The sequence below is a fragment of the Shewanella sp. SP2S2-6 genome, assembly GCF_031931965.1.
GTDB classification, from domain to species: Bacteria; Pseudomonadota; Gammaproteobacteria; order Enterobacterales; family Shewanellaceae; genus Shewanella; species Shewanella baltica.
The window spans coordinates 1-25924 of sequence record NZ_JAUOEQ010000005.1 but is presented as its reverse complement, the minus strand read 5'-3'; the positions used below and the strand labels follow the sequence as shown (position 1 = coordinate 25924).

Here is a 25924-nt window from a genome sequence, read left to right as displayed (position 1 = left end):
AACTAGAGCTTAACGCAAAACTGATATAAGTACAGCTAATGCTGTGTAAGCTTTTGTATAAATACGTAAATTTTATCTGATAACCACAATTGACACGTATCTTTTTGTATCGAGACTGCACTAAGTAAGTGCATAGTTATCAATTTGTGAACATTTTACGCGCATAACCACAAAAAAAACGTTATCCTTCCGCTATTGTTTACATGGCTCACTTAATAAAAATGAAATTCCCCGTTGTACCTGTGTTCATTCTTATCCTGTTTACCTGCGTGGTTAGTGCGATTTGGTTTATCTCCCCGAGTGATAAAAATACCGGCCCTAAAACTTGGTCAGCCTTTATCTATAACCATGGCTATGACTCTGGAAAGTATAAAAAAACGGATAACTTTGATAGCTATGAGACCTGCCGCGATTTTGCACGCGAACAATCGGCCTTTTACGACGATGTACCTTGGGAATGTGGTTCTATGTGCCAGTTCGATACTCGCAAGCAAGGGTTTCAATGCAAAGAAATGAAGAATGAGCGCTAACTAACCGTTCAGCATAGGTTCAATATTTATACAATAAGCTAAGCCCCTCACAGTACAACTCGTTTTCTTTACCGTCTAAGGATGCACGATTTAGAACTGACGTGTTAAACGTAATTTTTAATTTGGAGCTTACCTATGAACCTAAAAACAGCTAATTTATCAAAACCTTACTCACATAAAATTGCTTTATTGGCTCTACTAACATTCGGAACTAGCATTAGTCTTTCAAGCCATGCGGCGCCATTGACCATCAGCCAACAACAGGCGGTTAACGCTCATTTTAGCAAATTGGCTCAGGCGCAATATGCGGCTGAAACCCAAATGGCTGAGCAGCTTAAGCAAGATTTTTCTCAGCAATTAACCGCACAGGAACATGAGTTTATGAATGATATCTGCCCTAAATACGGCATGACATTCGACGTGACAACCAATGCCTGTTTACGCTCATAAGCGATTGCAAGATTAAAATGGAAAACGGGCGCTGAGCTCAGGGTATTGCAGCTTTAAATCCTTGGGCTTAGTGCTAAATTTTTTCCCCGCGGGCGTCGCCTTGCCCGATGGCATAAAGGGCAATTCCTCACCGGTTCTATCTTCGTATAATTGCCCTGCAATAAGATCGTATTCATCCACAAAGGGATAAGCATAGGCATCTCGCTCTGGCCAAGCGGCTAAACGCGCTAAAGTGTCAGGCTGATTAACCACACCATCGTAGATTTCTTTGCCGAGTGAAATCAAAAAACACCTGAATTCGGCAAAGGCATATTCAGAATCACAGCCCGTAATAATGTAAGCAGCGCCCCAAACCGACCACAAATAGCTACGGCGCATCTGCTGACCAAAGATTTTATCGAAGGCTTTTAACTCTTCATTACTCAGTTCGGCGAGTTTCTGCTTCAGTGCTTGAGCCAAAGACTCCTGTGATTGCGCCGCTTCCGTACGCGTGACTAAACCCCAAAACTCAACTTCTGTCATAAACTTCACCTAATAGAATAAGCCTTTCGCAAAAGGCTTATTCTACACGATATTAAGGTTATGCTGGACTCGGATTAGGGCATTTCCTACACTTGCTCATCTTCTTCGCTACCTGTCTACATATCCATCTATGCCTAAACGTCTTATGCTACTGATCTCTTTATATTGCCTCTTCAGCATTGCCGCACTTTTACGGGCTGCGACAACGCAATCCTTTGATGTATTCACCCTAGGCGTCCTCCCTGTGCTCGTTGGCATAATGATGCGCACGCCGTGGTCGAGCTTAGTCTTGAAGATTTATATCGGCATGCAAACCTTAGGATTTTCAGCCCTAGGCATTACAGCGATTATTGCCTACCGCATTACCCCTGAAGATGTAAAAGTGGTTGTTTCTGGCCACAATATTCCTATGTTGCCGCTGACAATAAGCATTATTGTCATTTTACTCTTGCAGTATTGGATCGCATTTTCTAAGGTCACGAGTCATTATTTGACCCGTCAAACACGGTAATGGACATTTGTTGCTAAGCTGTTACTAATAGCGTAGCTTAGCGACCCAATAAAATACTTGCGACTCTTAACTTGAAGTAGACTATGAGCCATTTATCGCCCAGTGAACTATCCATTCTTTTGGTAGAACCTTCAGATATCCAGCGTCGAATAATTATTCAGCGCTTGCAACAAGAAGGTATTCTCAGCATTCAAACCGCAGAAAATATCGAAGCGGCTAAAGATATTATTGCTCGCCACAAACCCGATCTTATCGCCAGCGCCATGCATTTTGATGATGGCACCGCCATTGATCTTTTGGGTTACCTAAGGGCTAACGCGGACTGCAAAGATATTCAATTTATGCTGGTCTCGAGTGAGTGTCGCCGTGAGCAACTTGAGATATTCCGCCAATCGGGTGTGGTCGCTATCCTGCCTAAGCCCTTCAGTGCCGACCATTTAGCCACAGCCTTAAATGCCACTATCGATCTGCTCAGCCACGATGAACTCGACCTCAGTAACTTCGATGTGCAAGATGTGCGCGTATTAGTGGTCGATGATAGCCGTATGGCAAGAAATGTCATTAAACGCACTATCGGTAACTTAGGGATGAAACTGATTACCGAGGCCGAAGATGGTGCACAGGCCATAGCGTTGATGAAAAACAATATGTTCGACTTAGTCATCACTGACTACAATATGCCCAGCGTAGATGGTCTTGCGCTGACTCAATATATTCGCAGCGAAAGCCAGCAATCGCACATTCCCATCTTAATGGTATCTTCCGAAGCCAACGATACCCACCTCAGCAATGTGTCCCAAGCGGGGGTGAATGCCTTATGCGACAAGCCCTTTGAACCCAAATTGGTTAAAAAATTACTCTATCAACTGTTAGAAGAATGAAACCAGAATAAAACTTAAGTCACGAACTGAGTAAATATTCTGCGCTTTACCGAACATCCTGCGGCAGCTTAGACGCAAAAGGCTTTCCAAGCGCTGAACCTTATGGCATGTTAGGCACGCTTATTTCAAATAAATCTACGGAAAGAAGAGACAATAAAAATGAACAAAACTGAACTTATCGCCAAAATTGCAGAAAATGCCGATCTAACGAAAGTAGAAGCCGCACGCGCATTGAAGTCTTTTGAAGCAGCCATTACCGAATCAATGAAAAATGGTGACAAAATCTCCATCGTAGGCTTCGGTTCGTTTGAAACTGCGACTCGTGCTGCTCGCACTGGCCGTAACCCACAAACGGGTAAAGAAATTCAAATCGCTGAAGCGACTGTGCCTAAGTTTAAAGCGGGTAAAACCCTACGCGACAGCGTAAACTAAGCGAGAAAATTCAAAACAACGCCTCCATTGTGAGGCGTTTTTTTTTGCTTTCTTCCAGTGAAACCCTGAATATTTTTTGCACAACAAGAGTGCGCCTCTGCCCCATAAGCTGGCAAATAAAAACATTTCATTAACACTTGATATTCTAATGTATTGTTTTACATATGATTGTAATAGTGGCATGTGATTAGCAAATCCCTTCTTAGAAAAAAACCAAGATGCACTAATGACCACTGCTTACTTAAGTGCGCCAATGGTGAATCGATAAATAAGTCAATCGAGGGGATGAGCATGAAGAAATCACTGTATAGCGTTTTGGCCTTATCGACGGGAATGTTACTGGCAGGCAATGCCTTTGCAGTCGTATCAGGCAACATTGGTGGTACCTCTAATTACCTATGGCGCGGTGCGACCCAAACTAAAGATGCGGTCGCAATCCAAGGTGGGATTGACTACAGCCATGATTCTGGATTTTATGCCGGCACTTGGGCATCGAATGTGGATTTTGGTGATGATACGAGCTACGAGCTAGATCTCTACGCGGGTTATGGTGGCAATATTACCGAAGACATCAGTTACGACTTTGGCTACCTCTACTACGCCTACCCAGACGCTCCTGGCAGCATTGATTTTGGTGAACTCCATGCTGCAGTAACTTGGAAGTGGCTTGAACTGGGTTACTCCCATGTCATCAATGCCGGTGACGATGTCGCCGCCGATCCGTTAGATAATAAAGATCTCAGCTATCTTGCCGCGACTGTCTCTGTGCCTCTCACTGAAAAACTTAGCTTATCAGTGCACTATGGCTACTCAAGCGGTGATGTTGTGCAATCTTGGTTTGGCGAAGATAACTATGCCGACTATAACGTCACACTCAGTGCAGATACCAGCATGGGCACAGTGTCGTTCATGGTTTCTGATACCGATCTCACCGATGATGATGCCAAACTGGTACTCGGCTATTCCTACAGCTTTGATCTCTAAGATCTAACATTTAGGATCTTACGTCTAAGCTCTAAGCATAAAAAACGCCACCTTAAACGGTAGCGTTTTTTTAGCGTAATCAACTATTAGGCAATAATAGGTCTATTGGTTTTACGGGCAGCGACCATTTTCTCGATATATTCAACAATAGGCTCAGTCACTGAAATCCCTGTGGTTTGTTCAATCCCTTCAATGCCTGGCGCCGAATTCACCTCAAGGATCAAAGGACCACGATTAGAGCGTAAAATATCCACCCCAGCGACCACCAATCCCATCGCTTTCACCGCCGCAATCGCCATCTTACGTTCCACTGCAGTGATTTTAACCACCTCACCACAGCCACCCAAATGCAGATTAGAGCGAAAATCCCCCTCGGGACCTTGGCGCTTCATAGAGGCGATGACCTTGTCACCGACAACAAAACAACGAATATCACTGCCATTGGATTCTTTAATGTATTCCTGTACTAAGATATTCGCTTTCAGCCCCAAGAATGCTTCTATCACGCTCTCAGCAGCCGTTTTCGTCTCAGCTAATACCACGCCAATCCCTTGAGTACCTTCGAGTAACTTAATGACTAACGGAGCGCCGCCCACCATATTGATGAGGTCGGGGATATCATTTGGCTTATTGGCAAAGCCTGTCACAGGCATACCAATCCCTTTGCGGGAGAGTAATTGCAGCGCCCGTAATTTGTCCCGAGAACGCGCAATAGAGATTGAATCATTCGCCGCATACACGCCCATCATCTCGAACTGACGAACAACGGCACAACCATAAAAAGTCACGCTGGCATGAATACGCGGGATGATGGCATCAAAACCAACTAATTCAGTGCCTTCATAATGAATGCTAGGTTTAATGGAATTAATATTCATGTAGCAGTTCAGCGTATTGATCACGACCGCTTCATGTCCGCGGCTTTGACAAGCCTCCACTAAACGTTGCGTCGAATACAACTGGGGGAATTGGGATAAAATACCTATTTTCATTGCTGAGTGACCAACTTAAGCATGAGTGAATAAACCGTTCTGCAGCACTAAAAGCACAGCGACAGAAAAAGGGGCTGATATTTGTCTATTGCTCAGTGTAAAGCAAGAAAATATTCCTCACCAGACGAAATCACTATGCTATTGAAATAGTTCGAGACCTCTCACACTGGGAGCTGAGTTTGGGTTAGTAGTGGCAGAATATACTTGGCCTCAAACGCCGCGGCATCTAAGGGGCGCGAGAATAAATACCCTTGTAAAACAGTGCAATGGCGAGCAGTACAAAACTCTGCTTGCTCAAACGTTTCAACACCCTCCGCCACAGAAATAACATTAAACCCATAGGCAAAGTTGAGTAAAGCAGCGAGCAATCGGGTGTCTTTTTCATCCTTATCGTAGGAAGCGACAAAGCTTTTATCGATTTTCAGCACGCTGATCGGAAACAGTTTGATGTGTTCTAATGACGAAAAACCCGTCCCGAAATCATCGAGGGCAAAACGCACCCCTAATCCGGCGATTCTATCGAGCACTTTGGCATGTTCATGGGGATCTTCAATGAGGCAATTCTCTGTAATTTCAAGCTCTAATGCTCCAGCAGGCAAGCCTGTCTTAGTCAATATATGCACTATTTTATCGAATAGGTTCTCATTGCCTATTTGAGAGGCGGAGAGGTTAACTGCAATAGTAAATTCTTGGCCTAAAGGCTGTAACTGGGATAACCAAATCTGAGCTTGGGTGCAGGCTTGTTCAAGCACCCAATCATCAATGTCATCCATTAAGCCAATTTCGTCAGCAATAGGTAAAAATTGATCGGGGGCGATAATGCCATCCACTGGATGCTGCCATCGGATAAGGGCTTCCATCCCCACCAACTGATGGGTTTTCGCATTAACCTGTGCCTGATAATGGACCTTAAACTCATGTCTTTTTAAGGCCATACGCAAACTTGACTCGATATGATTACGGTAGCGCACCTCTTTATCTAAGGCTTCGGAATAAAACTGTATCTGATTTCGGCCCATCTTTTTAGCGCGATACATGGCAATATCGGCGCATTTCATCAATTCAGAACTATTCGAAGCCGCTTCATTATAAAAAGCCACACCGATACTGGCACCAATAAGCACGTCGTTATCACCGAGACAAAACACGTCCTCAAAGACTTTTAGCAGTCGATTGGCCACTATCATGGGGAAATATTTATAATCGTTATCCGTCACCAGTACGACAAATTCGTCCCCGCCTAAGCGGGCAATAATATCGCCATCGCGCAGCACTTCACTTAATCTGGCCGCCACTTGAACTAACAGCACATCACCAGTTTGGTGGCCTAAAGTGTCATTGATCGCTTTAAAATCATCGAGATCGAGTAAGATAACGGCTAAATAATCGTGGCAACGTTTCGCCCTTGCGATCGCTCGATTCAGACACAGTTCAAAGCCATAACGATTAACCAACTTAGTGAGCGAGTCGTGCTCGGCCAGCTCTTTGAGTTTTTGATGGCTATTACGTAACGCCAATGCCATTGAAGATCTTTGTTTTGCGTAGCGAATCGCACGGGTTAGTATCCGCGAATTAACCTCATCCTTGAGCAGAAAATCCTGCGCACCTAATTCAATACAGCGCTGGGCCAGTTTCTCATCTTCATAGCGACTCAGCATCACGACCACAGTCTGGTCTTGCGTCATGGCATTGAGCTTAATCAACACTTCTAACCCATTGGCATCGGGCAATAAATAATCCAATAGAATGCCATCGAAATGGCGTTCTAAAGCAAGATTTAACCCATCAAATGCACAATTTGCTTCGATCACATTAAACGTCAATTTCGACTGTCTAAGTGCTCGGATAATTGCCGTTCTATCGACTTCATCATCATCGATCAGTAGTAAATCCATATACTCACCTTATGCGGATGGGAGCTCGACTATTCGCCAGTAACCTTCAAGCATGTTAAAAATATTGTTAAAACCGTCTTTTATGTCAGTTTTAACCATGTAGCCAGCCACATGATGACTATAGGCCTTCATTCTATCTTCATCGGTACTCGACGTCGTGAGCATAAAAACGACAGATGATGAAAGTGAAGGATCTGAACGTATCCGCTCAAGAAACTCAAAGCCATTCATTCTTGGCATATTAAGGTCGAGTAAAATTAGATACGGGCCTTTAATTGTGTCTAAGCTGGTGAGAATTGCGAGTGCCTCAATGCCATCCCGTGCGCGCACTAAAGGATTGAGTAACCTAAGCTGTCTCATCGCCCGCTGCACGGCCATGTAATCCACATCATCGTCATCAACTAATAAAATAGTGACCTGTTGATATTGATCTGCTGCTCTCATAAAAGCTCCTTTTTCACTATGTGCTTAGGCCAAGTAAAGTAAAAACAACAGCCTCTACCCTGCGATTTGAGTTGAATATTACCGCCTAAACTTTCAACTGTTTTCTTCACAAGTGATAAACCTAAACCACTGCCTTCGACTTCATCTCTAGGTTTAAGTGTTTGAAACATTTCGAAGACTTTATTCTGATAGGCACTCGAAATACCTGGCCCATCATCCAACACACTGAATAGATAATGTTTACTTGTACTCTCACATAAAACGGTAATGACACCTGTAACTAAGTCATGGTGCTTAATGGCATTACTGATTAAATTTCGTATCACTAATTCCAACAAGGCGCGAACGGTATGGAAGTTCGGAAACTCCCCTTTGAGGACTAATTCGAACCCCTGAGGTGGCGCAACGAGCGCAAACATATCTTCAACCAGTTGCCGACTGTTGACCTCAGTGGTTTCAGTATCGACACGGCCAATACGGGAGAACATCAATAGCCCATCGAGCAATAACACCATGCGGTGAATACGGCTTTGGATCAGCCCGAGATATTTCTGCACATTTTCATTGGTGTTATCGGATAAATCCTCTGTTAGCCAAGAGGTTAACTGCTCGATACCCCGTAGCGGGGATTTCAAATCATGGGAAGCGATATAGGCAAAACGGTCGAGTTCTTGATTGATGCGCTCAAGCTCTTGCATGTGTTCTGCACGCTGAACTTCAATGCGCTTACGTTCAGACACATTGTTAATTGTCGCAAGAATGAAAATGCCATTACTGAAATGAATAGGCGTCAGCCCCACTTCTATCGCGAGTCGACTGCCATCTTTACAACAGCCAAATAAGTCATCCCGCATCGACATATTTTTCGCAATCGGCTGCACTAAGTAATTATTCATGTGCTGCTGGTGCACATCCCTCAGCGCGTCTGGCAATAACATATTGATAGAGCGGCCGAGTAACTCATCTCTGGCATAACCAAATAAACGTTCGGCATGGGTGTTTACCAATGTAATAATTCCAGCCTTATCCACCATAAACAGTGCGCTTGGAGAGGCTTCAATGACGAGTCTAAAGCGTTTTTCATTCGCGATTAGCTCAGAGGTAAGTAATGACTCTTTATATCGATTACGCGCCATGATTAGCACCGAGTAAAACAATGCCAAAATGAATGCACAACCGATAAATTGCAGCCAGATACCTTGGGTCTCTTCCGATCTTGAGATAAAACGCGATTGTGATGAAATGTCCAAGCGCCACTGCCTACCGCCAATCAAGTCGGTCTGTGACTGATAAAACACATCTTTTTGATTTGGCAGTACTTTACTGCTAGTGAACATTAAACTGTCTGCATTTGCCTGCGGGTTTTCATAAATAGCAAGTTTCAAACCTGAGAATCGATCTCCCATAATCCCTTGCATGAGGTCGTCCATCCTAAACGCCGCATATACGAGTCCAATCGCCTGTTGTTTCCGTTCAACCTCCGTTGCCACCGTTCCTTGATAAATGGGTAAATACATCAAGAAACCCGCTTGAGCATCTTCGGGCGTATCTTGAACTAAGGCCACCTTGCCTGAGATAGTTGGCTGGCCAGTGCTAATGGCGTGATCTATGGCTTTGCGCCGATTAGCCTCGGAACACATGTCATAACCAAAGGCTCTTTGATTGCGCCAATCAAAAGGCTCTAAATACAAGATCACGCAATACTGATCACGTACGCCTTCTGGGTATACTTTATAATCTTTAAAGCCTTCGGCCTGAACGTGTTGGACATGGTTATCTAATGTGTCAGGCTTAAGTAACTGAGCATAGCCAAGGCCTTGAAAACCTGGGTAATACTCAGATAAATGCGCATTGACAACATAGGTTTGCCACTCCTTTCGGGTCACATCATTTGAAGATAATAACAAGCCAACACCACCGCGTAAGACTTGCTCATAGGCAAGCATTCTGCGATTCACCGCTTCGGTTAACTCTTGCACACTGTTTTCGAAACGCTCTTCACCCCTATCTCTAAGATATTGCTCCAGCACATACCAGGAAATGCCCATGAAAAGTAAAGCAGCGATAATCATCAGCCAGCTAGAGCTCAGCACGCTAAAATAGATATTATTTGATGGGCTATGCAGTTTAGAAAACTCATCCTTGTCCATTTGAGCCAATTCCCTAGCAAACTATCAGCAATAAACACAGTTACAAGTGTTGTTGTAAATATGTCTAAATTCAAGTTTATCCTACTATTTAACTCGGAATTAACCCGAATATATCGATGACACTGTTGTGCTCTCAATCACAAAATAAGCAAGAACTGAATTAATCAAATATCCAATTGTAGCCTCAGGCTTAAGCCAAACAGCGGCAAGCTGAATCATCCGGCACACGGGAAGAATTTTTCACCCTGACTCACAAAATTATTTGCTTTTCTACCCTACTCTTTTTAGTTAGAAAGTCGTTAGGAACAACAAGAGGAATTCGTTATGGCTCATATTACTGAAGTCGTGCCCAACGATACTGAACTTGAGGCAATGACCACACCGAGAAACAGCAAAGCTGCCGAGGCAATGCAACATAGACGTGAAGTCAAAAAGCGTTTAGAAGACTACCTCGAACGGGCGGAGTTAAAGCGTGCATTAGGAGATGACGATTTTTTCTAGCCTATTTGATCTCACTATCTAGTGGGCAAAATTAGGGTGATGCTGCGTTAAATCGCAGAGTGTTCATCTAGAACTCACACAGTTCGTGTCCACTCAGACCTAATATCTCACCCAGCCCTCAGTGCTGGGTGAGACTTTGTTTAACCATCTTATGCCCACATTAAACGCTGCAGTTTCACAGTCACTTTTTACCGCTTTTATAGGCTTGAGTTTTAATCAGCAACCATTCGGCCTTAGCGCCTAAATAAACGTAAGCACCTAATCCTACGAGTAAACCAACTACGGCTAACATCATCCAAATTGCGGGTTCAATATATTGTTTCTCACCGAGTGACGCCTTGAACATAGTCAATAACGCCTCAATGGAAATGGCAATAAGGATGGTAGACACAAACCGTGTAATGGTTCGCCGCGTTGAGCTGTGGCGAAAGATATCCTTATGCATTAGCACTTCTTCTTCGAGAATGGTTTTCCCGAGATCAAAAATCGCTAAAGCTAACGTCATAAAGATAATGATCCCAAAAGGTTGCAGCGGATCTTGGCCAATTCGCTCGACCGTAAAGAGTCCGTAAATATCCCGCAATGCGGTCCAGAGTAATACAGTAACCAGCACAAACAACCCTGCCACTATCACGCCATAAACCGCTTTAAATGCTGGCGTTACGCGCCGCCGTGCACTGTCGCCCATCATAAATTCAATCAAACGGGTCAAGTCCACATCCACCACTAAATAACCCAGTTTTTGCTCCTGTTGATAAATCGCTAAAGAGGCGGAAAGGCATAAATTACCACTGGCATTGGATAAATAGGGACGTGTAATGTTGACGCCATCGGACTCATCACGATTAATGAAATAGGGTCGTTGGCTTCGATCACGATTGCCACCTAACGGAATTAACTCAATTTGGTGGTCTACCACGGCGATATTCTGACTTATCTGCAAGCCTTGGCTATCGAGTAAATACATCAGCTCGACAAAGGGATAGCTCTTCGCGATTCCTTTCATCGCTTTGACATCGACCTTAGGTTGTTTAAATAACTCGGCGTCGGCAATCCCTGTTAAAATCGATTCCATCAGTTCATGCACTGTGGCTTCGTATTCGTGATACCGCTCGATCACACTCAAATAACTCATCGCTGCCATGTTTAACTCCAATCAACCGATTGCTAAGTCCAAAACAAAGCAGCTTTAATGCCATATTAATAAAATAATATTAAACAAATAGTTACTAATTTATATCCAATGCACACAGCGCTATAATAGTCACAGGTGCACCAAAATGATTCACAAAACCGATAACAGTTAATTTATGTAATCGGTATATTTCCTCAGCTAGCCTGCGAATCAATATGAATAAATGAGGTTTAAGGCTATGATTAGCCACATCTCTCTCGCTGAAATTACCTGCAGGATATACGGGAATGTCTGAGTCGTTAGCCCAATATCAACAAGATCTACGCCGTTTTTCCGATGAATTAATTCGCATCCAAACGCCAATAAAAATCTTAGATGCCATCAAATGGCCGCGGGAAATGGAGGAGCGTTTTCTCTCAAATAAGGGCACTGTACTACCGGCTATCAAGCAAGAGTTCTATCAAAACATTGCCTTACCTTTTGACCCCGTCAAAACCCACGCAGAACTCGCCTCCCTAAAACAGGATATCCATAGACGTTTAGGTAAACGGGATAAACTCGGCAAGATATTGGTGGCTAACGTCGATCAATATCGCCTTGTGGTCGATATGCTCGAAAACAGAGGCACGCCGACCTTTGGTAAACTTAGCCAAGAATTATACGGCAGCGCGAGTCACAGATTGCACGGCGATCGTCATACGCTGCGACAGTTAGGCGATAAACTCAGTTATATCTTCTCGCTGCCGGCAGCGAGACACATGAATAAACATCACCCTAAGATTATTAGCGCACCCGAAGCGGTTCACGTACTCAGTCAACGTTTAGAGAAATATTTCCATAGCGATGACATGCGTGTGCGCCTCAGTGACGGTATCGTCTCCGATGCCGCTGTGGGTGGCGATACCGTTAAGCTCAATAGCAAAGCCATGTTCAGCGAATCAGATCTCAATGTATACGAGGTTCACGAAGGTTGGGTGCATGTCGGCACAACGCTCAATGGTCGAGCCCAACCCCACGCCACTTGGCTCAGTGTCGGTTCGCCGCGAGTAGCCGCGACTCAAGAGGGTTTAGCTGTTTTACTGGAAATGCTGACCCTAAGTTCAAATCCGGGACGAGCTCGGCGTATTAGCGACCGTGTCGCCGCGGTCGATATGGCAGAAAATGGCGCCGACTTTATTGAAGTATTTAATTATTTCAGAGGATTAAACCTGAGCGCGACCGACAGTTATCGCGTCACCCAAAGGGTTTTCCGTGGGGGTATGGTAGAAGGCGGCAGCTTCTTCACTAAGGATATTTCCTATGTGCGCGGCTATGTGGAAAACATTAACTTTATCCGCAGTGCTATCACCTCGGGCCTTCCCGAACTTATCCCTATGTTATTCCTCGGTAAATTGGCGATCGAAGATATCCCAGTGTTATACCAAGCTTGCCAAGAGGGCATACTGACGACACCGAAATATTTGCCGCCCATGTTCGATAACTTTAGTGGTCTTTATGCTTGGTTTGGTTTTGCTTCAGGTCTCGCGGGAATCGATTTGAAAGGCGTACAACGTCACTTCACTCGCCTGTTTAAAGACTTACCAAACGTCGAACCAACCTTTGAGTTACTCGACGATACTGAGTTCGATAACAACTCGGATTAATACGTAAAGATTATTAATTTAAATGAAAAAAGCTCACAACTAGGTGAGCTTTTTTTATTCTAACGTGATTCAACTTTATTCATCAGATTAAGATTGGGCCTTTGCTGCTTCATCGGCACGCTTTTTAATGAAGTATTCCCGCGTTAAACCAAAGACCACAGGGCTTAACAGTGCCAAGGCGATTAAGTTAGGAATGGCCATCATGGCGTTTAAGGTATCAGCCAATAACCAGATAAAATCCAATGAACTCACCGCGCCTAGTGGCACGGCTATGGTCCATAGCAACCTAAAAGGTTTTACCGCTTTGATACCAAAGAGATACTGCACACATTTTTCGCTGTAAAAACTCCAGCCAATAATGGTGGTAAAGGCAAAGATAGACAAGGCGATGGCGACGATATAATTACCCAGAGGCAAAGCATGGGAGAAAGCGTATGACGTCAGCGCAGCGCCATTCTCACCTGAGGTCCAAGAGCCTGAAACCACAATGGCCAACCCTGTAATCGAGCAGACCACGATCGTATCGATAAAGGTGCCGAGCATAGCCACCAGCCCCTGCGCCACAGGATTATTGGTTTGTGCCGCAGCATGGGCTATCGGCGCACTACCTAAACCCGCTTCGTTGGAGAATACGCCGCGCGCCACACCAAAACGAATCGCCGCCCACACAGCTGCGCCCGCGAAACCGCCTTGGGCTGCGACAGGATTAAAAGCACTGTGAATAATGAGGGCAAACGCCGCTGGCACATCTTGAATATGCACCACCAATACACCAAGGCCAGCAGTGATATAAAAAATCGTCATAAATGGCACTAACTTACCGGCAACTTCAGCGATTCGCTTAATGCCGCCCATCAATACTGCACCTACAAGCAGCATCATTATCACGCCAGAAATCCAAGCTGGAACGCCGAAGTTACTGCTTAATGCTGCCGCCACTGAGTTGGCTTGCACTGTGTTACCAATACCAAAGCCAGCGAGTGATCCAAAAATCGCAAACAATGTGCCCAACCAAGCCCACTTCTTGCCGAGACCATTTTTAATGTAATACATAGGGCCACCGACATGGTTGCCATTGTCGTCGACTTCGCGGAATTTCACCGCCAGCACGGCCTCAGAATACTTAGTCGCCATACCCACTAATGCGGTGCACCACATCCAAAATAACGCGCCAGGGCCACCGACAAAAATCGCCGTCGCCACACCTGCAATATTACCCGTACCAATGGTGGCTGAAAGGGAAGTCATCAGCGCATTAAACGGGCTCACATCTCCTTTCACATTTTTATCTTTGTCGGGAATACGGCCAGACCAGAGTAACTTAAAGCCTGTGCCTAATTTCAGAATGGGCATCAATCTCAGCCCGAGGGAAAGAAACAAACCAACGCCTAAGATCATCACCAACATAGGTGTGCCCCAGACAAAGCCATTAATCAGGCCAACAAACTCCGTAATCGCTTCCATTCAAACCTCGTGATTGCTTGTTATTGTTATAGTTTGACTGACTATATCGGATTAGGACTTGGCCTAACGTATACGACATATCAAGGAGCCAATCTAACAGTTGCATCTCAGATTACAACGAATAGTTAACAATTGGAAATCTAAATCATCTGCGAATTTATCTGGAATCGATTAGTGAACAGAGTCGTTGCCGAGCGGTGAGGTATTGATTTGCAACACAAATAAAAACTCCCCGCAATGATGATGCAGGGAGTCTATCGAGCAGTACGCGGCTATGTAGAATAGTTAACTTAAGCTGGTTTCCACACTAACTGTGGCAGCGCGGTTAAATCTAACCTGTCGCCGTGGGTCGCTATCGCAGTAGCTTGAGGTTTAGTCTTAGGGTCTTGGTTAATCACATCGACCAATCCATGCTGCGCGTCGGGTTCACCGTGGACTAAAATCAGCGGCGGTTGGCCTTCAAAATGGCGATACCAACGCAATAATTCAGCTTGATCTGCATGGGCAGAAAGCCCGCCCACTGTGTGTAACTTAGCCGCAACTTTAATACTATTGCCATGGATAGTCAGCTCCTCAGCACCGTCAACCAAGGCACGCCCTGGTGTGCCAAGGGCTTGATAACCACAGATAATCACATCGCATTCAGGTCGCCATAGATTATGCTCTAAGTGGCTACGAATACGTCCACCGTTACACATGCCGCTACCCGCGATAATGATCAATCCCTTATGCACTTCGTTCAGCGCCATCGACTCTTCGGTCGTCTGGATAAACTCGACATTCGACAACAGCGGATGCTGCCCAGGATGTTGGCGGGTAAAGCGTTTAAAATCCTCATCCATTAACGGATAATTATTGACGTACACCCGCGTCGCCTCAATCGCCATGGGGCTGTCTAGGCAGATTTTCCAGCGACCGAGATCCCATTCTTTAGCATATAAATGAAAAAGATATAATAACTCCTGCGCCCGTCCAACCGAGAAAGCTGGCAGCAAGATATTGCCTTGGCTCTCGTTGACTGTCTTAGCAAAAATATCCTTCAACTCGGCAAGGGTATCGGTCCAACTGCGGTGGAAACGATTACCGTAGGTGCTTTCCATTAACACTAAATCCGCCGTATCCACTAAGGTCGGATTACGTAATATCGGCATACCCGCACGGCCAAGATCGCCACTGAAGATGACTTTCTTCTGGGACTTACCTTCGCCTAACCACAGCTCGACTAAGGCCGAACCTAAAATATGTCCCGCATCTGAGAGGCAAATATCCACATGGGGAATAACCCGAGTGACTTGACCGTATTCCAGCGGCACAAATTGGGTGATGGCCTGTTCGGCATCTTCAACGGTGAACAGTGGCTCAAGAGGGTCAAGATCATGTTTAGCGCGCTTTTTATTGACCCTTTCGGTGTCGCGGCTCTGTAGCATAGCGGCATCTTTAAGCATGATGGCGCACAGTTCTGCCGTGGCTTTATGGGTATAGATAGGCCCATCAAAACCCGCTTTGACTAAGAGAGGTAAACGCCCTGAATGGTCGATATGGGCATGGCTGAGCACAACAGCGGAAATAGACTCAGGGTCGAAGGCGAAGGGATCATGATTACGCAGTTCATCCGCTTTACCACCTTGGATCAAACCACAATCGAGTAATAAGTGTTCATGATCGATCGAGAGCAAATGACATGAGCCGGTCACTTCCTCTGTCGCCCCTAAAAACTGCAGTGTCATTCGCATGGTGTCCCTCCAACGTTTTTACCTTGTATAAAGCTAGACTATGCCCTTATTACTCAAAGAAAAAGGATTAATTGGTCGCATGCGAGCAATGTCAACTTTCGCAGTAACACTCAAACATCAATAACCTAATAAAGGGTATAACTGGCCTTGACGCACGGTTTTATCGGCATGGATTAGGGTGCCATCACGCTGCCATTGTTCGAGCAAGAACAGCAATGGCGCTTTGACCTCAGCGGCCGTCATACCAGCGCGAATATTCGGGCTATAGAGCAATTTAAGCAGAATGAAATCGAGCCCTGTAAGTAAATCCTGCGGGGTTTTATCGTTAAAAATGGAGGGGAATACTTTTTCAGAATCATTGGGCAGCCCGAGCACTTGAGTAATTTCCTCAACTACGCAAGCCACTAACTTACCGTGCATTTGCGCCTGATCAACGGGAATGATCACCCATGCGCGTTCAATTTCACTCTTAGCATTAAGGGCAAACTTGGCCATACACACTGAGCCGTGGACATTTTTCGCGGAACTTGGCCCCATTAAGCGGGTAACCTCGCTCTCCCATTGGGATTGACGGGTAAACACTAAGTGCAGATTTGCATCCAAGAGCGTATCCACCAGCTGAATATCATGACCCGTAATCTCGGCTAAGTGCGCTAAGTGCATCCGTACTAATTGAGTGTGCAGCGCCCTGTCGCCCACTTGGTGTTCGACAAACACTCGTACCGGAATGCGCCACTTACGCACCCGGTGTTTCGCCACGTCATACTCATTTTTAAGGGCAATTTCACTAAAAGCTTGGGTAATGTAAGTTAAGTTTTTCCAATCACTTGCTGGTGTTAATGTCGGAATTAACGCGGGCTGCGTTTGAGCGGCGTAAAGAGGTAAGGCTAACAAACTTAAGCACAAGCCTAAACTCATACACAGGCTGCGCCAAAAACGCCGACACGCAGGTAACATTAACCCTTTGTAGTTATGTGTTGATGCCTTGAGCCACGTTTGCATTAGCACTTATTCCACAGCTTGCCGAGGTAACTTAATCGAAATCATCGCAGTGATGCCGATAAAAGCGGTCGAAATCCACAAACAGGCAGCTAAACCATAGGCTTGATACACTAAGCCAGACAGCACAGTGCCGACTAAACGCCCCATAGCATTGGCCATGTAATAGAAACCCACATCCAGTGACACCGCATCTTCACTGGCGTAACTCACAATCAAGTAACTGTGCAGCGATGAGTTCACCGCAAACAGGGCACCAAATAACATGAGACCCAACAACAAACTGGCCTCGGGATAAAAACTAAACTGTATCGCGCAGGCAATCAGCGCTGGCACAAAGGCCAGCAAACTGGCCCAAATTAACGCGCTGCGACCATCGGGTACAGCACCGACTGCTAAGCTTTGGTGTTCATGATTCCCTGTGATCTTAGGTGCCAAGGTTTGCACTATGCCATAGCCAATAACCCACACAGCTAAAAAGCCGCCCACCGCCCAATGATCCCAGCCAAATTTACTCGCCAGATACACAGGCAGCGCCACTACAAACCACACATCTCTGGCGGCAAACAGGAATAATCGTGCCGCCGAGAGAATGTTCACACTGCGACTCTTAGAGAAAATCTCCGTAAATTTGGGTTTATTCTTGGCTTTACCTAAATCCTTTTTCAGCATCACTAGACTGAGTAACCATACGAGTCCAAGCATGCTCGCCATAGTGGCGATCGCCAGCTCAAACCCAAGTAAGGCAAGCAAAACGCCGCCGAGGAAAAATCCCGCACCCTTGAGGGCATTTTTAGAACCCGTTAACAAGGCAACCCACTTATAAAGCTTGCCCTGCTCGCCTTTTGGCACTAGCAGTTTGATCGCGCTTTTGGCGCTCATCTTATTGAGATCTTTAGCTACTCCAGATAACGCCTGCGCCGCCATCACCCAAGGCACGCCGGCGAGCCACAAAGGTAAACTCGCCGCCGGCACTAATAACATGGCTAAGGCAAACACTTGCATCCCAAGGCCCACGTTCATGGTGCGATTTAACCCTAAACGCGCACCAAGATAGCCGCCCAGTAGATTGGTCACTACGCCAAAAATCTCGTAGAACAAAAACAGCATAGCGATCGCTAGCGGACTGTAGCCAAGGTCGTGAAAATGCAGCACCACTAACATCCGCAGTGCGCCATCGGTTAAGGTAAAACTCCAATAATTGAAGGTGATCAGCAAATATTGCCGCACAGCAGCGGGCAATTGCATTAGTTGATCAAAGTGCTTGGCGGCAGACATTAAGCTCTCCTAGCGCGGCAAATCAAGCTGGCCGACTAAACGGGCGAGCTCAGCCGTACGGTTAGCGTAGCCCCATTCATTGTCGTACCACACATAGAGCTTAAGTTGAGTGCCATTCACCACCATGGTCGAGAGCGCATCTACAATGCTCGATCGCGGATCGGTTTTGTAATCCACCGACACCAGCGGCCGCTCTTCATAGCCTAAAATCCCCTTAAGCTCACCCTCGGCGGCGGTTTTAAGTAGCGCATTCACTTCCGCTTCGGTAACGGCGCGCTCAAGCTCGAACACACAATCGGTCAGCGAAGCATTAGCCAGTGGCACCCGCACGGCGTGACCATTAAGCTTGCCCTTAAGCTCAGGGAAAATATGGGTAATCGCAGTCGCGCTGCCCGTGGTGGTTGGGATTAAACTCAAACCACAGGCGCGGGCGCGGCGTAAATCTTTATGCGGCGCATCGAGAATGGTTTGGGTGTTAGTAATATCGTGGATAGTGGTCATAGAACCGTGTTTGATGCCTATCTGCTCATGGATCACTTTCACCACAGGCGCAAGGCAATTAGTGGTACAAGATGCGGCGGTCACTATGGGATGAATGGCAGGATCGTATAGTTGATGGTTCACGCCCATCACCACATTTAACACGCCCTCTTCTTTCACGGGAGCAGTGACAACCACCCGCTTAACACCTTGATCTAAATAAGCTTGCAGTAAGGCTTTGGTTTTCATCACCCCAGAGGCTTCAATCACTACATCGCATCCCGACCAATCGGTCTCGGCAATGGCTTTATTGCGCGTGGTGCGAATGGCTTTATCTTGGATCTGGATCGCATCGGCATTCGCCGTCACTGGATAACGCCAACGGCCATGGACAGAATCAAACTCGAGTAAATGTGCCAATGTATGGGCGTCGCCTGCGGGATCGTTGATCTGCACAAACTCCACCTCATCCCAGTCCCATGCCGCGCGCAGTGCTAAACGCCCCATACGGCCGAAGCCATTAATGCCGATTTTGATTGCCATGATGATATCCCAATATGTTGATTTTAAATTTATATTGTTAATTTTTAATATGTTATGAATAAGACGGACTTTTTACTTAAGTGATAACATCGCCATTGCCAACCCTAGTGGATGACAATGGCGCATCTTGTTAACGACGATTATTACTAGGCCACAAGCAAGTCTTGCTCAACGATAATGGCGGCTAATTTACTCCCTTAGCCATCCTTCAATTTCATCTCGGGTCGGTACTGAGCCGCTGTGGATTAACTCACCATCGATCACGACCGCAGGCGTTTTCATCACTTTAAATTTCAACAGGGTTTGCGGATCTGTGTCCTTTTTCACAATCGCATCCACGCCCATTTCTTCTGATATGTCCGCAATCATCTCGGCGGTTTTACTACATTTAGCGCAACCACTACCTAATACTTTGACTTGTTTCATGTTATTTCCTTAAAGATACGGTACTGCAAAATTAAAAATCCAACCTACTAACGTAAATGCCGTCAATAGCACAACCAACAGCAGCGCCAACAGGCGCCACTGCATCACTTGTTTCAGTAAAATAAATTCGGGGAAACTGGCAGCCACTGTGCTCATGCAAAACGCTAGCGTAGTACCAATTGGTAGACCGTTCGCCAGCAAACTTTCCATCACAGGAATGATGCCCGTCGCGTTCGAATACAGAGGAATACCGACTAACACTGCCGCAGGCACAGACCACCATTGACCTTGACCTAAATGGGTTTCAACCCAACCCTCAGGCACAAAACCGTGCAAGGCAGCGCCAAGACCCACGCCGATAATGACCCACTTCCAGACTCGGCCAAAAATCTCAACCGCCTCAGCTTTGGCAAATTGATGCCGTTCAGAAAAAGATAAGACCCGCGCAGCGGTAGAAACGGTATCAGATACCGCCATTTGGCGCCCACGGACGAGGGCTTCGGCGGCGAAGGATTGCAACCAACGTTCGGCCTTCATCGCATCTAACAATAATCCGCCGAGCACACCCACTGTCATGCCCACAACCACATATAGCAAGGTAAATTTCCAGCCGAGTAAACTGATGAGCAGCAGCACGGCGACCTCGTTGATCAAAGGAGAAGTGATCAAAAAGGCCATAGTGATCCCAAGGGGGATCCCGGCCGAGGTAAAACCTAAAAAGACGGGGATACTCGAGCAAGAACAAAAAGGCGTGATGGCACCAAAAATCGATCCCAGCAGATAACCCAAGCCCTTATTCTTACCCGCTAAATAATCGCGGACTCGCTCAACATCTAAGGACGCACGCAGCAAGGCGATGAGATAAATCATCACCACCAGCAATACAAAAATTTTACTGACATCTTCAACAAAAAAATGCACAGCGCCGCCCAAGGCCGAACCCGCCTCTAAGCCAAACACGCCGTACACTAGCCAAGTCGCAAAATCAGTAAATATTTGGAACATATTGATCCTTAATGAAATATCGACTTACATCATGCTATTACTTAAGATTAAAACCAGTGCCGCGTACGATTAGCAAAGTACACCAGCGACAACATCACAGGCACTTCAACCAACACCCCAACCACAGTAGCTAAGGCAGCTCCCGAGTGCAGACCAAATAATGAAATGGCTACGGCGACCGCCAGCTCAAAAAAGTTTGAAGAACCTATCATGCTCGCAGGTGCGGCAATCGCATGGGTTAGTTTCAGTTTTAAGGCCAACCAATAGGTTAAAATAAAAATGCCATAACTTTGAATAATCAAAGGAATAGCGATTAACAGTATGTTCTGTGGCTGGGAGATAATGGTTTCAGCCTGAAAACCAAATAACAACACAACAGTGGCTAATAAACCGATCACAGACCAAGGTTTAAGCTTTGTCAGCAACTGCGGCACAGCACTCACATCATGGCGAGCTTCAAGGCGTTTTCGAGTCGCGACACCGGCAATCAAAGGCAGTAACACATAGAGGACCACGGAAAGTAACAGGGTTTCCCATGGCACTTGAATATCGCTCACACCGAGTAATAATGCTGAGAGTGGCGCAAATAAAAACACCATAATGATATCGTTTACAGAGACTTGCACTAAGGTGTAGTTCGGGTCACCTTTCGTCAGTTGACTCCACACAAACACCATTGCAGTACAAGGCGCCACACCGAGCAATATCATTCCCGCGATATATTCACTGGCAGTTTGTGGATCAACCCAGTCGGCAAATAGCAACTTGAAAAATAACCAGCCTAACAATGCCATAGTAAAAGGTTTGACTAACCAGTTGATGATGAGTGTTAACACCAGTCCTTTCGGTGCTTTACCGACATCTTTCACTGCGGAAAAATCAATCTGCACCATCATGGGATAAATCATGATCCAGATAAACAGGGCTATCACTAAGTTAACATGAGCAAATTCTAGCGCGGCAACGGCCGCAAATACGCTAGGTGCAACATTCCCAAATACAACTCCAGCAAGAATACTCAGCCCTACCCAAACACTTAAATAACGCTCAAAAATTCCCATAACTGCCTCAAATAACTCTTATCCTAATAGAAAATATCACACACCTATTTTCAACTTAGCAGCAAGCCTTAAGGCGATCGGGTCGACCGCCCATCTGACAAAGATTACGCACGTTCTCCTGCAAAAAGCTGTCGTTATCATCACAGGTTTGGCCAAGCACCTGCTGGCACCAAGGCGCGATCTCAGCATTGATCCGATAAAACACCCATTGACCTTGGCGTCTATCGACCAACAACCCAGCCTTTTTCAACTGAGCCAAGTGGCGCGAGACCTTAGGCTGACTCTCAGACAGCGCAGCCATCAGCTCACACACACATAATTCACCTTCACGCTGGATTAGCAGTAGGCATTTAAGCCGAGTCTCATCGGCAAGTGCCTTAAAAAATGCGACAGGTTGCATCGAGTGCTCCCAAAATGATCAGATTACATATGGAATAAAGCATATATGAAAAAACATATATGTTAAGTGATTTTTTGCAGTATTTAGATGGAGAGGACCGATTGAGCAGATCTTGAAGTGAAACTTTGTAGCCTGATAAAAAATTGGAGATATCACTTATAGTGCTTGGAGCAACAGCACTCTTATCTCAATCCCCCCTCCTTTTTAGCCCCACTGTTTCGCTAGCCCTTATTTTGCCGTCCATTGGTTGGCTAGGTTTTTTCCTTAACCTTTCCATTAACCTTGAGATAGCCAGCACAGTGGCATGAATTGGCTCAACATTCTGAGCAATCCATAATAGACATCTGATGCTGGCTTAAGGGAACCCTAGCGAATATATCTTCCTCCCCTGAGGCCATTCGAATTAACTGTGAGTTTAAGTCAACTTTAGACCGAGTTAAAAACTGGACTAAAACCTATCACCTCAGGGGGGAAGAAATCAGCTTCAAGCGTTAGTTGATAATATCGCACCAAAGGTTATAAGACCCACACCACAGGCCTGATTAATCCTATGACCAAAACGTTTCAATACTCGAGTGGCTTTGGCTGATGTCACTAAATATGCAACGATGCAGAACCAGATCCCGTGTAACACTGCGATATAAACACCATAGCTGATGACGAATCCTAAGCCGTCACTATGGGATGAAATCAGCTGGCTAAATACACTTAAAAAGAAAATCATCGTTTTAGGATTCAGTACATTACATAAAAATCCTTGCATAATGTACTTTCGATTTTCTACCGGTTTAACAAGCTGAGTCCCATAATCTAAGGTGAGCTTGGCAGTCAATAAACCTGTGATCCCAAGATAGATTAAATACGCTGCTCCCACATATTTCACTAGGCTAAATAATCCGGCATTGTTGGCAATTAACTGACTGATCCCAATGATTGAATAGCTAATATGGACACAAACTCCCGCGCCAATTCCAAGGGCCGTCAACATCCCCGCTTTTCTGCCATACATGGCACTATTTTTAAAGACCAACACAAAATCGGCACCTGGGCTAACCACAATCAGCAGCCCAAATATCACAATACTCAATAACTCCATTTCCGCTCCTAAGGGTTTATTAGCAAGCGGTAATTGTATCGAGTCGCTGGTAAGTTATAATCGAAAAGAAGGCACTAAAACCGTGAGAAAAAGTCACATATGAGACATTTAAAAGCATTCTATGTATTTCACATTACGGCCGAGTCCTCGAGTTACAGCCAGGCCGCAGAGAAATTGCATATCACTCACGGCGCGGTCAGTAAGCAAATAAAACTCTTGGAAAACCACTTATCGCAAATATTGTTTTATAAGCAAGGCCGAGGGATGTGTCTCACTCAAGAAGGAGAATTGCTCAAGCGCTACACAGATATAGCCTTTAACACCTTAGATAGTGGGGTAAAGCAGCTGACTCGGGAGAGCCATCATTATCTTGAGGTCTCCTGTGAACCCACACTCACCATGCGCTGGTTAATGCCGCGGCTAGCTAGTTTTTTCCAACTAACAGGCATAGACGTTCGGTTATCGACGGCTGGCGGGCCAGTCAAACTGGCAGAATCCGGATTATCTTTAGCCATTCGGCGAGACGATTTTCATATCCCCCCTGAATACAGCAAGCACAATTTAGTTAATGAGTGGGTTGGACCGGTGTTTTCGCCTGAATATTGGCGGCAAATTCAGCAAAACTGGGACGATATTGTCCTGCTGCATAGCGACTCTCGGCCCTCTGCATGGTCGGATTGGTCACAGCGTTCGGGGCACAACTTCTCAACCAACAAGTCGAAATCCTTCGAACATTTCTATTTCTGCCTGCAGGCAGCGGTTGATGGACTCGGAGGCGCCATAGGCTCGTATCCCCTGATTGTTGACGACCTAACAAGCGGCAGGCTCATCGCGCCATTTGGCTTTATCCCATCAGGGCATCATTATGTGTTGTTGAGTCATACGGAAAGGCTTGGCAACAATGAATTGGCGTTCTTCAACTGGTTAGAAGAGGCCCTCTCCTTATGCCAACCCGAAACCACCTAAGCCACGAAGCCCGAATAAAATGAGCTTACAATTCCGAGTGGAAGCTTAACGACTCATCACTCACGCATGACACAATCAGAGTCCGCGCTGCCATTCTTGCCTTAAGGGAATGCTTCGCGGCGCATTGATGGCGAGTGCAACCTGTGCCAGCAATTTGGCCTTGTCCTTACCTAATACTCCTTTTAGCACAAGGTAATTAGAGGCATGATCGGATCTAAATATCGTTTGCTCTAATTCCAAATGATCCAATAAGGTGTGCATTTCTTGGAACAAGCCCATTTGATCCGGCAACTGAAATTGCCCGCCAAATACCGCGTCCATTCGCTCCGTGCCTAGCGGTAAAGTGACTACCAATGTGGATAAATAATCGGGCTGGGCGGCATTCATTAACTTGGCCGAATTAACCGCATGTTGATGGGATAGCGCGACACCGCCTAAACCATTAAGGATCATCACAGATGACTTCATCCCCGCCGCGCGGATTTTAAGCAGTGCCGCTAAGGATGATTCGAAGGTTTCGCCCTTTTGGATTTTGGCGAGCACTTCGTCATCGCCACTTTCGCAACCCACATAGAGTAAAGACAGCCCGAGTTCGCGCAGACGTGCGAGTTGCTCTGGGGTTTTATTATTCAGATTGCGCGGCAAACAATAACTGCTGATGCGAGTCACCTGCGGCAAGTGGCGGTTGATCAGCTCACAAATCGCTTCGAGGCGCGCAAAGGGCAAACTCATGGCATCGCCATCGGCCAAAAATACCCGAGAAACGGGGACGCCAGACTGAGCAACGGCCAAAATATCCTGCTCAACCTTGTCGAGCTTTTGTGCCCTAAAGGCTTTTTGCGGTTGGGTATACATGCCTTGTGTAGTGTAAGCTAAATAGTCCTAAATAATCTACATATCTTCTTAATAGACTGTTTAATAGAACTTATTTAATGGACTATTTATTGGGGATTAATATTTCTCTTTCCCAAATATCTACACCTGAATCGGCACAAGTGATCAATAATCACAGTTATTAAATTTCTAGGAGCAGGTAAAAATGACTCACGTGTGGTTCTAAAATTCACCACTACAACATGACATGTTGATTTTTAAAGCTATTAAAGTCAGATGGCGCACGCAGATATTTGTATGATAACGTTCTAAATCAGGTTCATAAAAATACGGCTATATATATAAATTTCCACCTGATATAAGCCCGAACTAACTAACTAACTAACTAACTAACTAACTAACTAACTAACTAACTAACTAACTAACTAACTAACTAACTAACTAAGTAAGTAAGTAGCTGATAGCAGGAAATCAATGAGGAAATGTGCGGCAATGAGATAAGAATTTCGTTAGCCAACTTCTCGCGACTAACTCGAAATTGCTCGTGCGACGTGAAGTCGTATGAAGCG

26 protein-coding genes are annotated in these 25924 nt (G+C 45.6%); 9 read left to right on the top strand and 17 right to left on the bottom strand.

Features of this window, described 5'->3' with window-relative positions; all coding sequences use genetic code 11:
• The first annotated feature begins 221 nt into the window (after positions 1-221).
• Together Q4Q57_RS05640 and Q4Q57_RS05635 are read left to right on the top strand one after the other, a co-directional pair.
• Complete coding sequence (locus Q4Q57_RS05640; protein WP_012090285.1) at positions 222-530, top strand: hypothetical protein; 309 nt, start codon at positions 222-224, stop codon at positions 528-530.
• 135 nt (positions 531-665) lie between these two features.
• On the top strand, positions 666-980 hold the full coding sequence (locus Q4Q57_RS05635) for a hypothetical protein (protein WP_311890109.1): 315 nt from the start codon (positions 666-668) through the stop codon (positions 978-980).
• Between the two features lie 12 nt (positions 981-992).
• On the opposite strand, the gene Q4Q57_RS05630 is transcribed toward Q4Q57_RS05635, so the two are convergent.
• Positions 993-1502 (bottom strand): DUF4240 domain-containing protein, encoded by a 510-nt coding sequence (locus tag Q4Q57_RS05630; protein ID WP_300480358.1) that lies wholly within the window; start codon positions 1500-1502, stop codon positions 993-995.
• A gap of 130 nt (positions 1503-1632) precedes the next feature.
• On the opposite strand from Q4Q57_RS05630, the gene Q4Q57_RS05625 reads away from it, so the two are divergent.
• The 4 genes from Q4Q57_RS05625 (at position 1633) to Q4Q57_RS05610 (ending at position 4310) form a co-directional block, all read left to right on the top strand.
• Positions 1633-2013, top strand: a complete 381-nt coding sequence (locus Q4Q57_RS05625) for a hypothetical protein (protein WP_300480355.1) — start codon at positions 1633-1635, stop codon at positions 2011-2013.
• A gap of 83 nt (positions 2014-2096) precedes the next feature.
• Complete coding sequence (locus Q4Q57_RS05620; protein WP_126492811.1) at positions 2097-2894, top strand: response regulator; 798 nt, start codon at positions 2097-2099, stop codon at positions 2892-2894.
• 159 nt (positions 2895-3053) lie between these two features.
• Positions 3054-3326 carry an HU family DNA-binding protein gene (locus tag Q4Q57_RS05615; protein WP_006079990.1) on the top strand — a complete coding sequence of 91 codons (273 nt, stop codon included), beginning with the start codon at positions 3054-3056 and terminating at the stop codon, positions 3324-3326.
• A gap of 291 nt (positions 3327-3617) precedes the next feature.
• Positions 3618-4310 carry a TorF family putative porin gene (locus Q4Q57_RS05610; protein WP_311890108.1) on the top strand — a complete coding sequence of 231 codons (693 nt, stop codon included), beginning with the start codon at positions 3618-3620 and terminating at the stop codon, positions 4308-4310.
• A gap of 86 nt (positions 4311-4396) precedes the next feature.
• Here Q4Q57_RS05610 and rimK read toward each other — a convergent pair whose 3' ends face one another.
• The 4 genes from rimK to Q4Q57_RS05590 all read right to left on the bottom strand — a co-directional run bounded on the left by rimK (position 4397) and on the right by Q4Q57_RS05590 (position 9791).
• Positions 4397-5302, bottom strand: a complete 906-nt coding sequence (gene rimK / locus Q4Q57_RS05605; protein ID WP_006079988.1) for a 30S ribosomal protein S6--L-glutamate ligase — start codon at positions 5300-5302, stop codon at positions 4397-4399.
• A 161-nt stretch (positions 5303-5463) separates the two neighbouring features.
• Positions 5464-7197 (bottom strand): GGDEF domain-containing response regulator, encoded by a 1734-nt coding sequence (locus tag Q4Q57_RS05600; protein WP_311890107.1) that lies wholly within the window; start codon positions 7195-7197, stop codon positions 5464-5466.
• A 9-nt stretch (positions 7198-7206) separates the two neighbouring features.
• Positions 7207-7641 carry a response regulator gene (locus Q4Q57_RS05595; protein ID WP_006079986.1) on the bottom strand — a complete coding sequence of 145 codons (435 nt, stop codon included), beginning with the start codon at positions 7639-7641 and terminating at the stop codon, positions 7207-7209.
• On the bottom strand, positions 7638-9791 hold the full coding sequence (locus tag Q4Q57_RS05590) for a CHASE domain-containing protein (protein ID WP_311890106.1): 2154 nt from the start codon (positions 9789-9791) through the stop codon (positions 7638-7640). The genes Q4Q57_RS05595 and Q4Q57_RS05590 overlap by 4 nt, the downstream gene beginning before the upstream one ends.
• A 324-nt stretch (positions 9792-10115) precedes the next feature.
• Between Q4Q57_RS05590 and Q4Q57_RS05585 the strand changes: the two genes are divergently transcribed.
• Entirely contained in the window at positions 10116-10292 is a 177-nt protein-coding gene (locus tag Q4Q57_RS05585) for a PA3496 family putative envelope integrity protein (RefSeq protein WP_006079984.1), read from the top strand.
• Positions 10293-10473: 181 nt separating this feature from the next.
• Here the strand turns inward: Q4Q57_RS05585 and Q4Q57_RS05580 are convergent, their stop codons facing one another.
• Positions 10474-11436: a PDC sensor domain-containing protein gene (locus tag Q4Q57_RS05580; RefSeq protein WP_006084247.1), complete on the bottom strand. Its 963-nt coding sequence runs from the start codon at positions 11434-11436 to the stop codon at positions 10474-10476.
• 278 nt (positions 11437-11714) lie between these two features.
• Between Q4Q57_RS05580 and Q4Q57_RS05575 the strand changes: the two genes are divergently transcribed.
• Positions 11715-13070 (top strand): flavohemoglobin expression-modulating QEGLA motif protein, encoded by a 1356-nt coding sequence (locus Q4Q57_RS05575; RefSeq protein ID WP_063883966.1) that lies wholly within the window; start codon positions 11715-11717, stop codon positions 13068-13070.
• Positions 13071-13157: 87 nt separating this feature from the next.
• Here Q4Q57_RS05575 and Q4Q57_RS05570 read toward each other — a convergent pair whose 3' ends face one another.
• From Q4Q57_RS05570 to Q4Q57_RS05525, 10 genes are all read right to left on the bottom strand, one after another.
• Positions 13158-14534: an alanine/glycine:cation symporter family protein gene (locus tag Q4Q57_RS05570; protein ID WP_106648242.1), complete on the bottom strand. Its 1377-nt coding sequence runs from the start codon at positions 14532-14534 to the stop codon at positions 13158-13160.
• A 290-nt stretch (positions 14535-14824) separates the two neighbouring features.
• Positions 14825-16267, bottom strand: a complete 1443-nt coding sequence (locus tag Q4Q57_RS05565; RefSeq protein WP_311890105.1) for an MBL fold metallo-hydrolase — start codon at positions 16265-16267, stop codon at positions 14825-14827.
• Positions 16268-16384: 117 nt separating this feature from the next.
• Positions 16385-17269 carry a DUF2927 domain-containing protein gene (locus tag Q4Q57_RS05560; protein ID WP_311890104.1) on the bottom strand — a complete coding sequence of 295 codons (885 nt, stop codon included), beginning with the start codon at positions 17267-17269 and terminating at the stop codon, positions 16385-16387.
• Between the two features lie 6 nt (positions 17270-17275).
• Complete coding sequence (gene arsJ, locus Q4Q57_RS05555) at positions 17276-18544, bottom strand: organoarsenical effux MFS transporter ArsJ (RefSeq protein ID WP_311890103.1); 1269 nt, start codon at positions 18542-18544, stop codon at positions 17276-17278.
• A 9-nt stretch (positions 18545-18553) separates the two neighbouring features.
• On the bottom strand, positions 18554-19567 hold the full coding sequence (locus tag Q4Q57_RS05550; protein ID WP_311890102.1) for an ArsJ-associated glyceraldehyde-3-phosphate dehydrogenase: 1014 nt from the start codon (positions 19565-19567) through the stop codon (positions 18554-18556).
• A gap of 189 nt (positions 19568-19756) precedes the next feature.
• Positions 19757-19993 (bottom strand): thioredoxin family protein, encoded by a 237-nt coding sequence (locus Q4Q57_RS05545; RefSeq protein ID WP_106648247.1) that lies wholly within the window; start codon positions 19991-19993, stop codon positions 19757-19759.
• A 9-nt stretch (positions 19994-20002) separates the two neighbouring features.
• Entirely contained in the window at positions 20003-20998 is a 996-nt protein-coding gene (locus Q4Q57_RS05540) for a permease (RefSeq protein WP_311890101.1), read from the bottom strand.
• Positions 20999-21045: 47 nt separating this feature from the next.
• Positions 21046-22059 (bottom strand): ACR3 family arsenite efflux transporter, encoded by a 1014-nt coding sequence (gene arsB, locus Q4Q57_RS05535; RefSeq protein ID WP_311890100.1) that lies wholly within the window; start codon positions 22057-22059, stop codon positions 21046-21048.
• A gap of 55 nt (positions 22060-22114) precedes the next feature.
• On the bottom strand, positions 22115-22459 hold the full coding sequence (locus tag Q4Q57_RS05530; RefSeq protein ID WP_012090298.1) for a metalloregulator ArsR/SmtB family transcription factor: 345 nt from the start codon (positions 22457-22459) through the stop codon (positions 22115-22117).
• 484 nt (positions 22460-22943) lie between these two features.
• Positions 22944-23555 carry a LysE family translocator gene (locus tag Q4Q57_RS05525; protein WP_261271783.1) on the bottom strand — a complete coding sequence of 204 codons (612 nt, stop codon included), beginning with the start codon at positions 23553-23555 and terminating at the stop codon, positions 22944-22946.
• 99 nt (positions 23556-23654) lie between these two features.
• Here Q4Q57_RS05525 and Q4Q57_RS05520 point away from each other — a divergent pair, with 99 nt between their 5' ends.
• Entirely contained in the window at positions 23655-24521 is an 867-nt protein-coding gene (locus Q4Q57_RS05520; RefSeq protein WP_261271782.1) for a LysR family transcriptional regulator, read from the top strand.
• A 75-nt stretch (positions 24522-24596) separates the two neighbouring features.
• Here Q4Q57_RS05520 and Q4Q57_RS05515 read toward each other — a convergent pair whose 3' ends face one another.
• On the bottom strand, positions 24597-25376 hold the full coding sequence (locus tag Q4Q57_RS05515) for a radical SAM protein (protein ID WP_311890099.1): 780 nt from the start codon (positions 25374-25376) through the stop codon (positions 24597-24599).
• Positions 25377-25924: the final 548 nt, after the last annotated feature.

What these genes read in the sequence shown, in the direction of transcription:
- Q4Q57_RS05635 (WP_311890109.1), top strand. Translation starts at nt 666, where the DNA reads ATGAACCTAAAAACAGCTAATTTATCAAAACCTTACTCACATAAAATT.
- Q4Q57_RS05630 (WP_300480358.1), bottom strand. Translation starts at nt 1,502, where the DNA reads ATGACAGAAGTTGAGTTTTGGGGTTTAGTCACGCGTACGGAAGCGGCG.
- Q4Q57_RS05565 (WP_311890105.1), bottom strand. Translation starts at nt 16,267, where the DNA reads ATGCGAATGACACTGCAGTTTTTAGGGGCGACAGAGGAAGTGACCGGC.
- Q4Q57_RS05515 (WP_311890099.1), bottom strand. Translation starts at nt 25,376, where the DNA reads ATGTATACCCAACCGCAAAAAGCCTTTAGGGCACAAAAGCTCGACAAG.
- Q4Q57_RS05575 (WP_063883966.1), top strand. Translation starts at nt 11,715, where the DNA reads ATGTCTGAGTCGTTAGCCCAATATCAACAAGATCTACGCCGTTTTTCC.
- Q4Q57_RS05585 (WP_006079984.1), top strand. Translation starts at nt 10,116, where the DNA reads ATGGCTCATATTACTGAAGTCGTGCCCAACGATACTGAACTTGAGGCA.
- Q4Q57_RS05620 (WP_126492811.1), top strand. Translation starts at nt 2,097, where the DNA reads ATGAGCCATTTATCGCCCAGTGAACTATCCATTCTTTTGGTAGAACCT.
- Q4Q57_RS05560 (WP_311890104.1), bottom strand. Translation starts at nt 17,269, where the DNA reads ATGCAAACGTGGCTCAAGGCATCAACACATAACTACAAAGGGTTAATG.
- Q4Q57_RS05595 (WP_006079986.1), bottom strand. Translation starts at nt 7,641, where the DNA reads ATGAGAGCAGCAGATCAATATCAACAGGTCACTATTTTATTAGTTGAT.
- Q4Q57_RS05615 (WP_006079990.1), top strand. Translation starts at nt 3,054, where the DNA reads ATGAACAAAACTGAACTTATCGCCAAAATTGCAGAAAATGCCGATCTA.
- arsB (WP_311890100.1), bottom strand. Translation starts at nt 22,059, where the DNA reads ATGGGAATTTTTGAGCGTTATTTAAGTGTTTGGGTAGGGCTGAGTATT.
- Q4Q57_RS05580 (WP_006084247.1), bottom strand. Translation starts at nt 11,436, where the DNA reads ATGGCAGCGATGAGTTATTTGAGTGTGATCGAGCGGTATCACGAATAC.
- Q4Q57_RS05640 (WP_012090285.1), top strand. Translation starts at nt 222, where the DNA reads ATGAAATTCCCCGTTGTACCTGTGTTCATTCTTATCCTGTTTACCTGC.
- Q4Q57_RS05520 (WP_261271782.1), top strand. Translation starts at nt 23,655, where the DNA reads ATGAGACATTTAAAAGCATTCTATGTATTTCACATTACGGCCGAGTCC.
- Q4Q57_RS05625 (WP_300480355.1), top strand. Translation starts at nt 1,633, where the DNA reads ATGCCTAAACGTCTTATGCTACTGATCTCTTTATATTGCCTCTTCAGC.
- Q4Q57_RS05590 (WP_311890106.1), bottom strand. Translation starts at nt 9,791, where the DNA reads ATGGACAAGGATGAGTTTTCTAAACTGCATAGCCCATCAAATAATATC.
- arsJ (WP_311890103.1), bottom strand. Translation starts at nt 18,544, where the DNA reads ATGTCTGCCGCCAAGCACTTTGATCAACTAATGCAATTGCCCGCTGCT.
- Q4Q57_RS05610 (WP_311890108.1), top strand. Translation starts at nt 3,618, where the DNA reads ATGAAGAAATCACTGTATAGCGTTTTGGCCTTATCGACGGGAATGTTA.
- Q4Q57_RS05550 (WP_311890102.1), bottom strand. Translation starts at nt 19,567, where the DNA reads ATGGCAATCAAAATCGGCATTAATGGCTTCGGCCGTATGGGGCGTTTA.
- Q4Q57_RS05540 (WP_311890101.1), bottom strand. Translation starts at nt 20,998, where the DNA reads ATGTTCCAAATATTTACTGATTTTGCGACTTGGCTAGTGTACGGCGTG.
- Q4Q57_RS05530 (WP_012090298.1), bottom strand. Translation starts at nt 22,459, where the DNA reads ATGCAACCTGTCGCATTTTTTAAGGCACTTGCCGATGAGACTCGGCTT.
- Q4Q57_RS05545 (WP_106648247.1), bottom strand. Translation starts at nt 19,993, where the DNA reads ATGAAACAAGTCAAAGTATTAGGTAGTGGTTGCGCTAAATGTAGTAAA.
- Q4Q57_RS05570 (WP_106648242.1), bottom strand. Translation starts at nt 14,534, where the DNA reads ATGGAAGCGATTACGGAGTTTGTTGGCCTGATTAATGGCTTTGTCTGG.
- rimK (WP_006079988.1), bottom strand. Translation starts at nt 5,302, where the DNA reads ATGAAAATAGGTATTTTATCCCAATTCCCCCAGTTGTATTCGACGCAA.
- Q4Q57_RS05600 (WP_311890107.1), bottom strand. Translation starts at nt 7,197, where the DNA reads ATGGATTTACTACTGATCGATGATGATGAAGTCGATAGAACGGCAATT.
- Q4Q57_RS05525 (WP_261271783.1), bottom strand. Translation starts at nt 23,555, where the DNA reads ATGGAGTTATTGAGTATTGTGATATTTGGGCTGCTGATTGTGGTTAGC.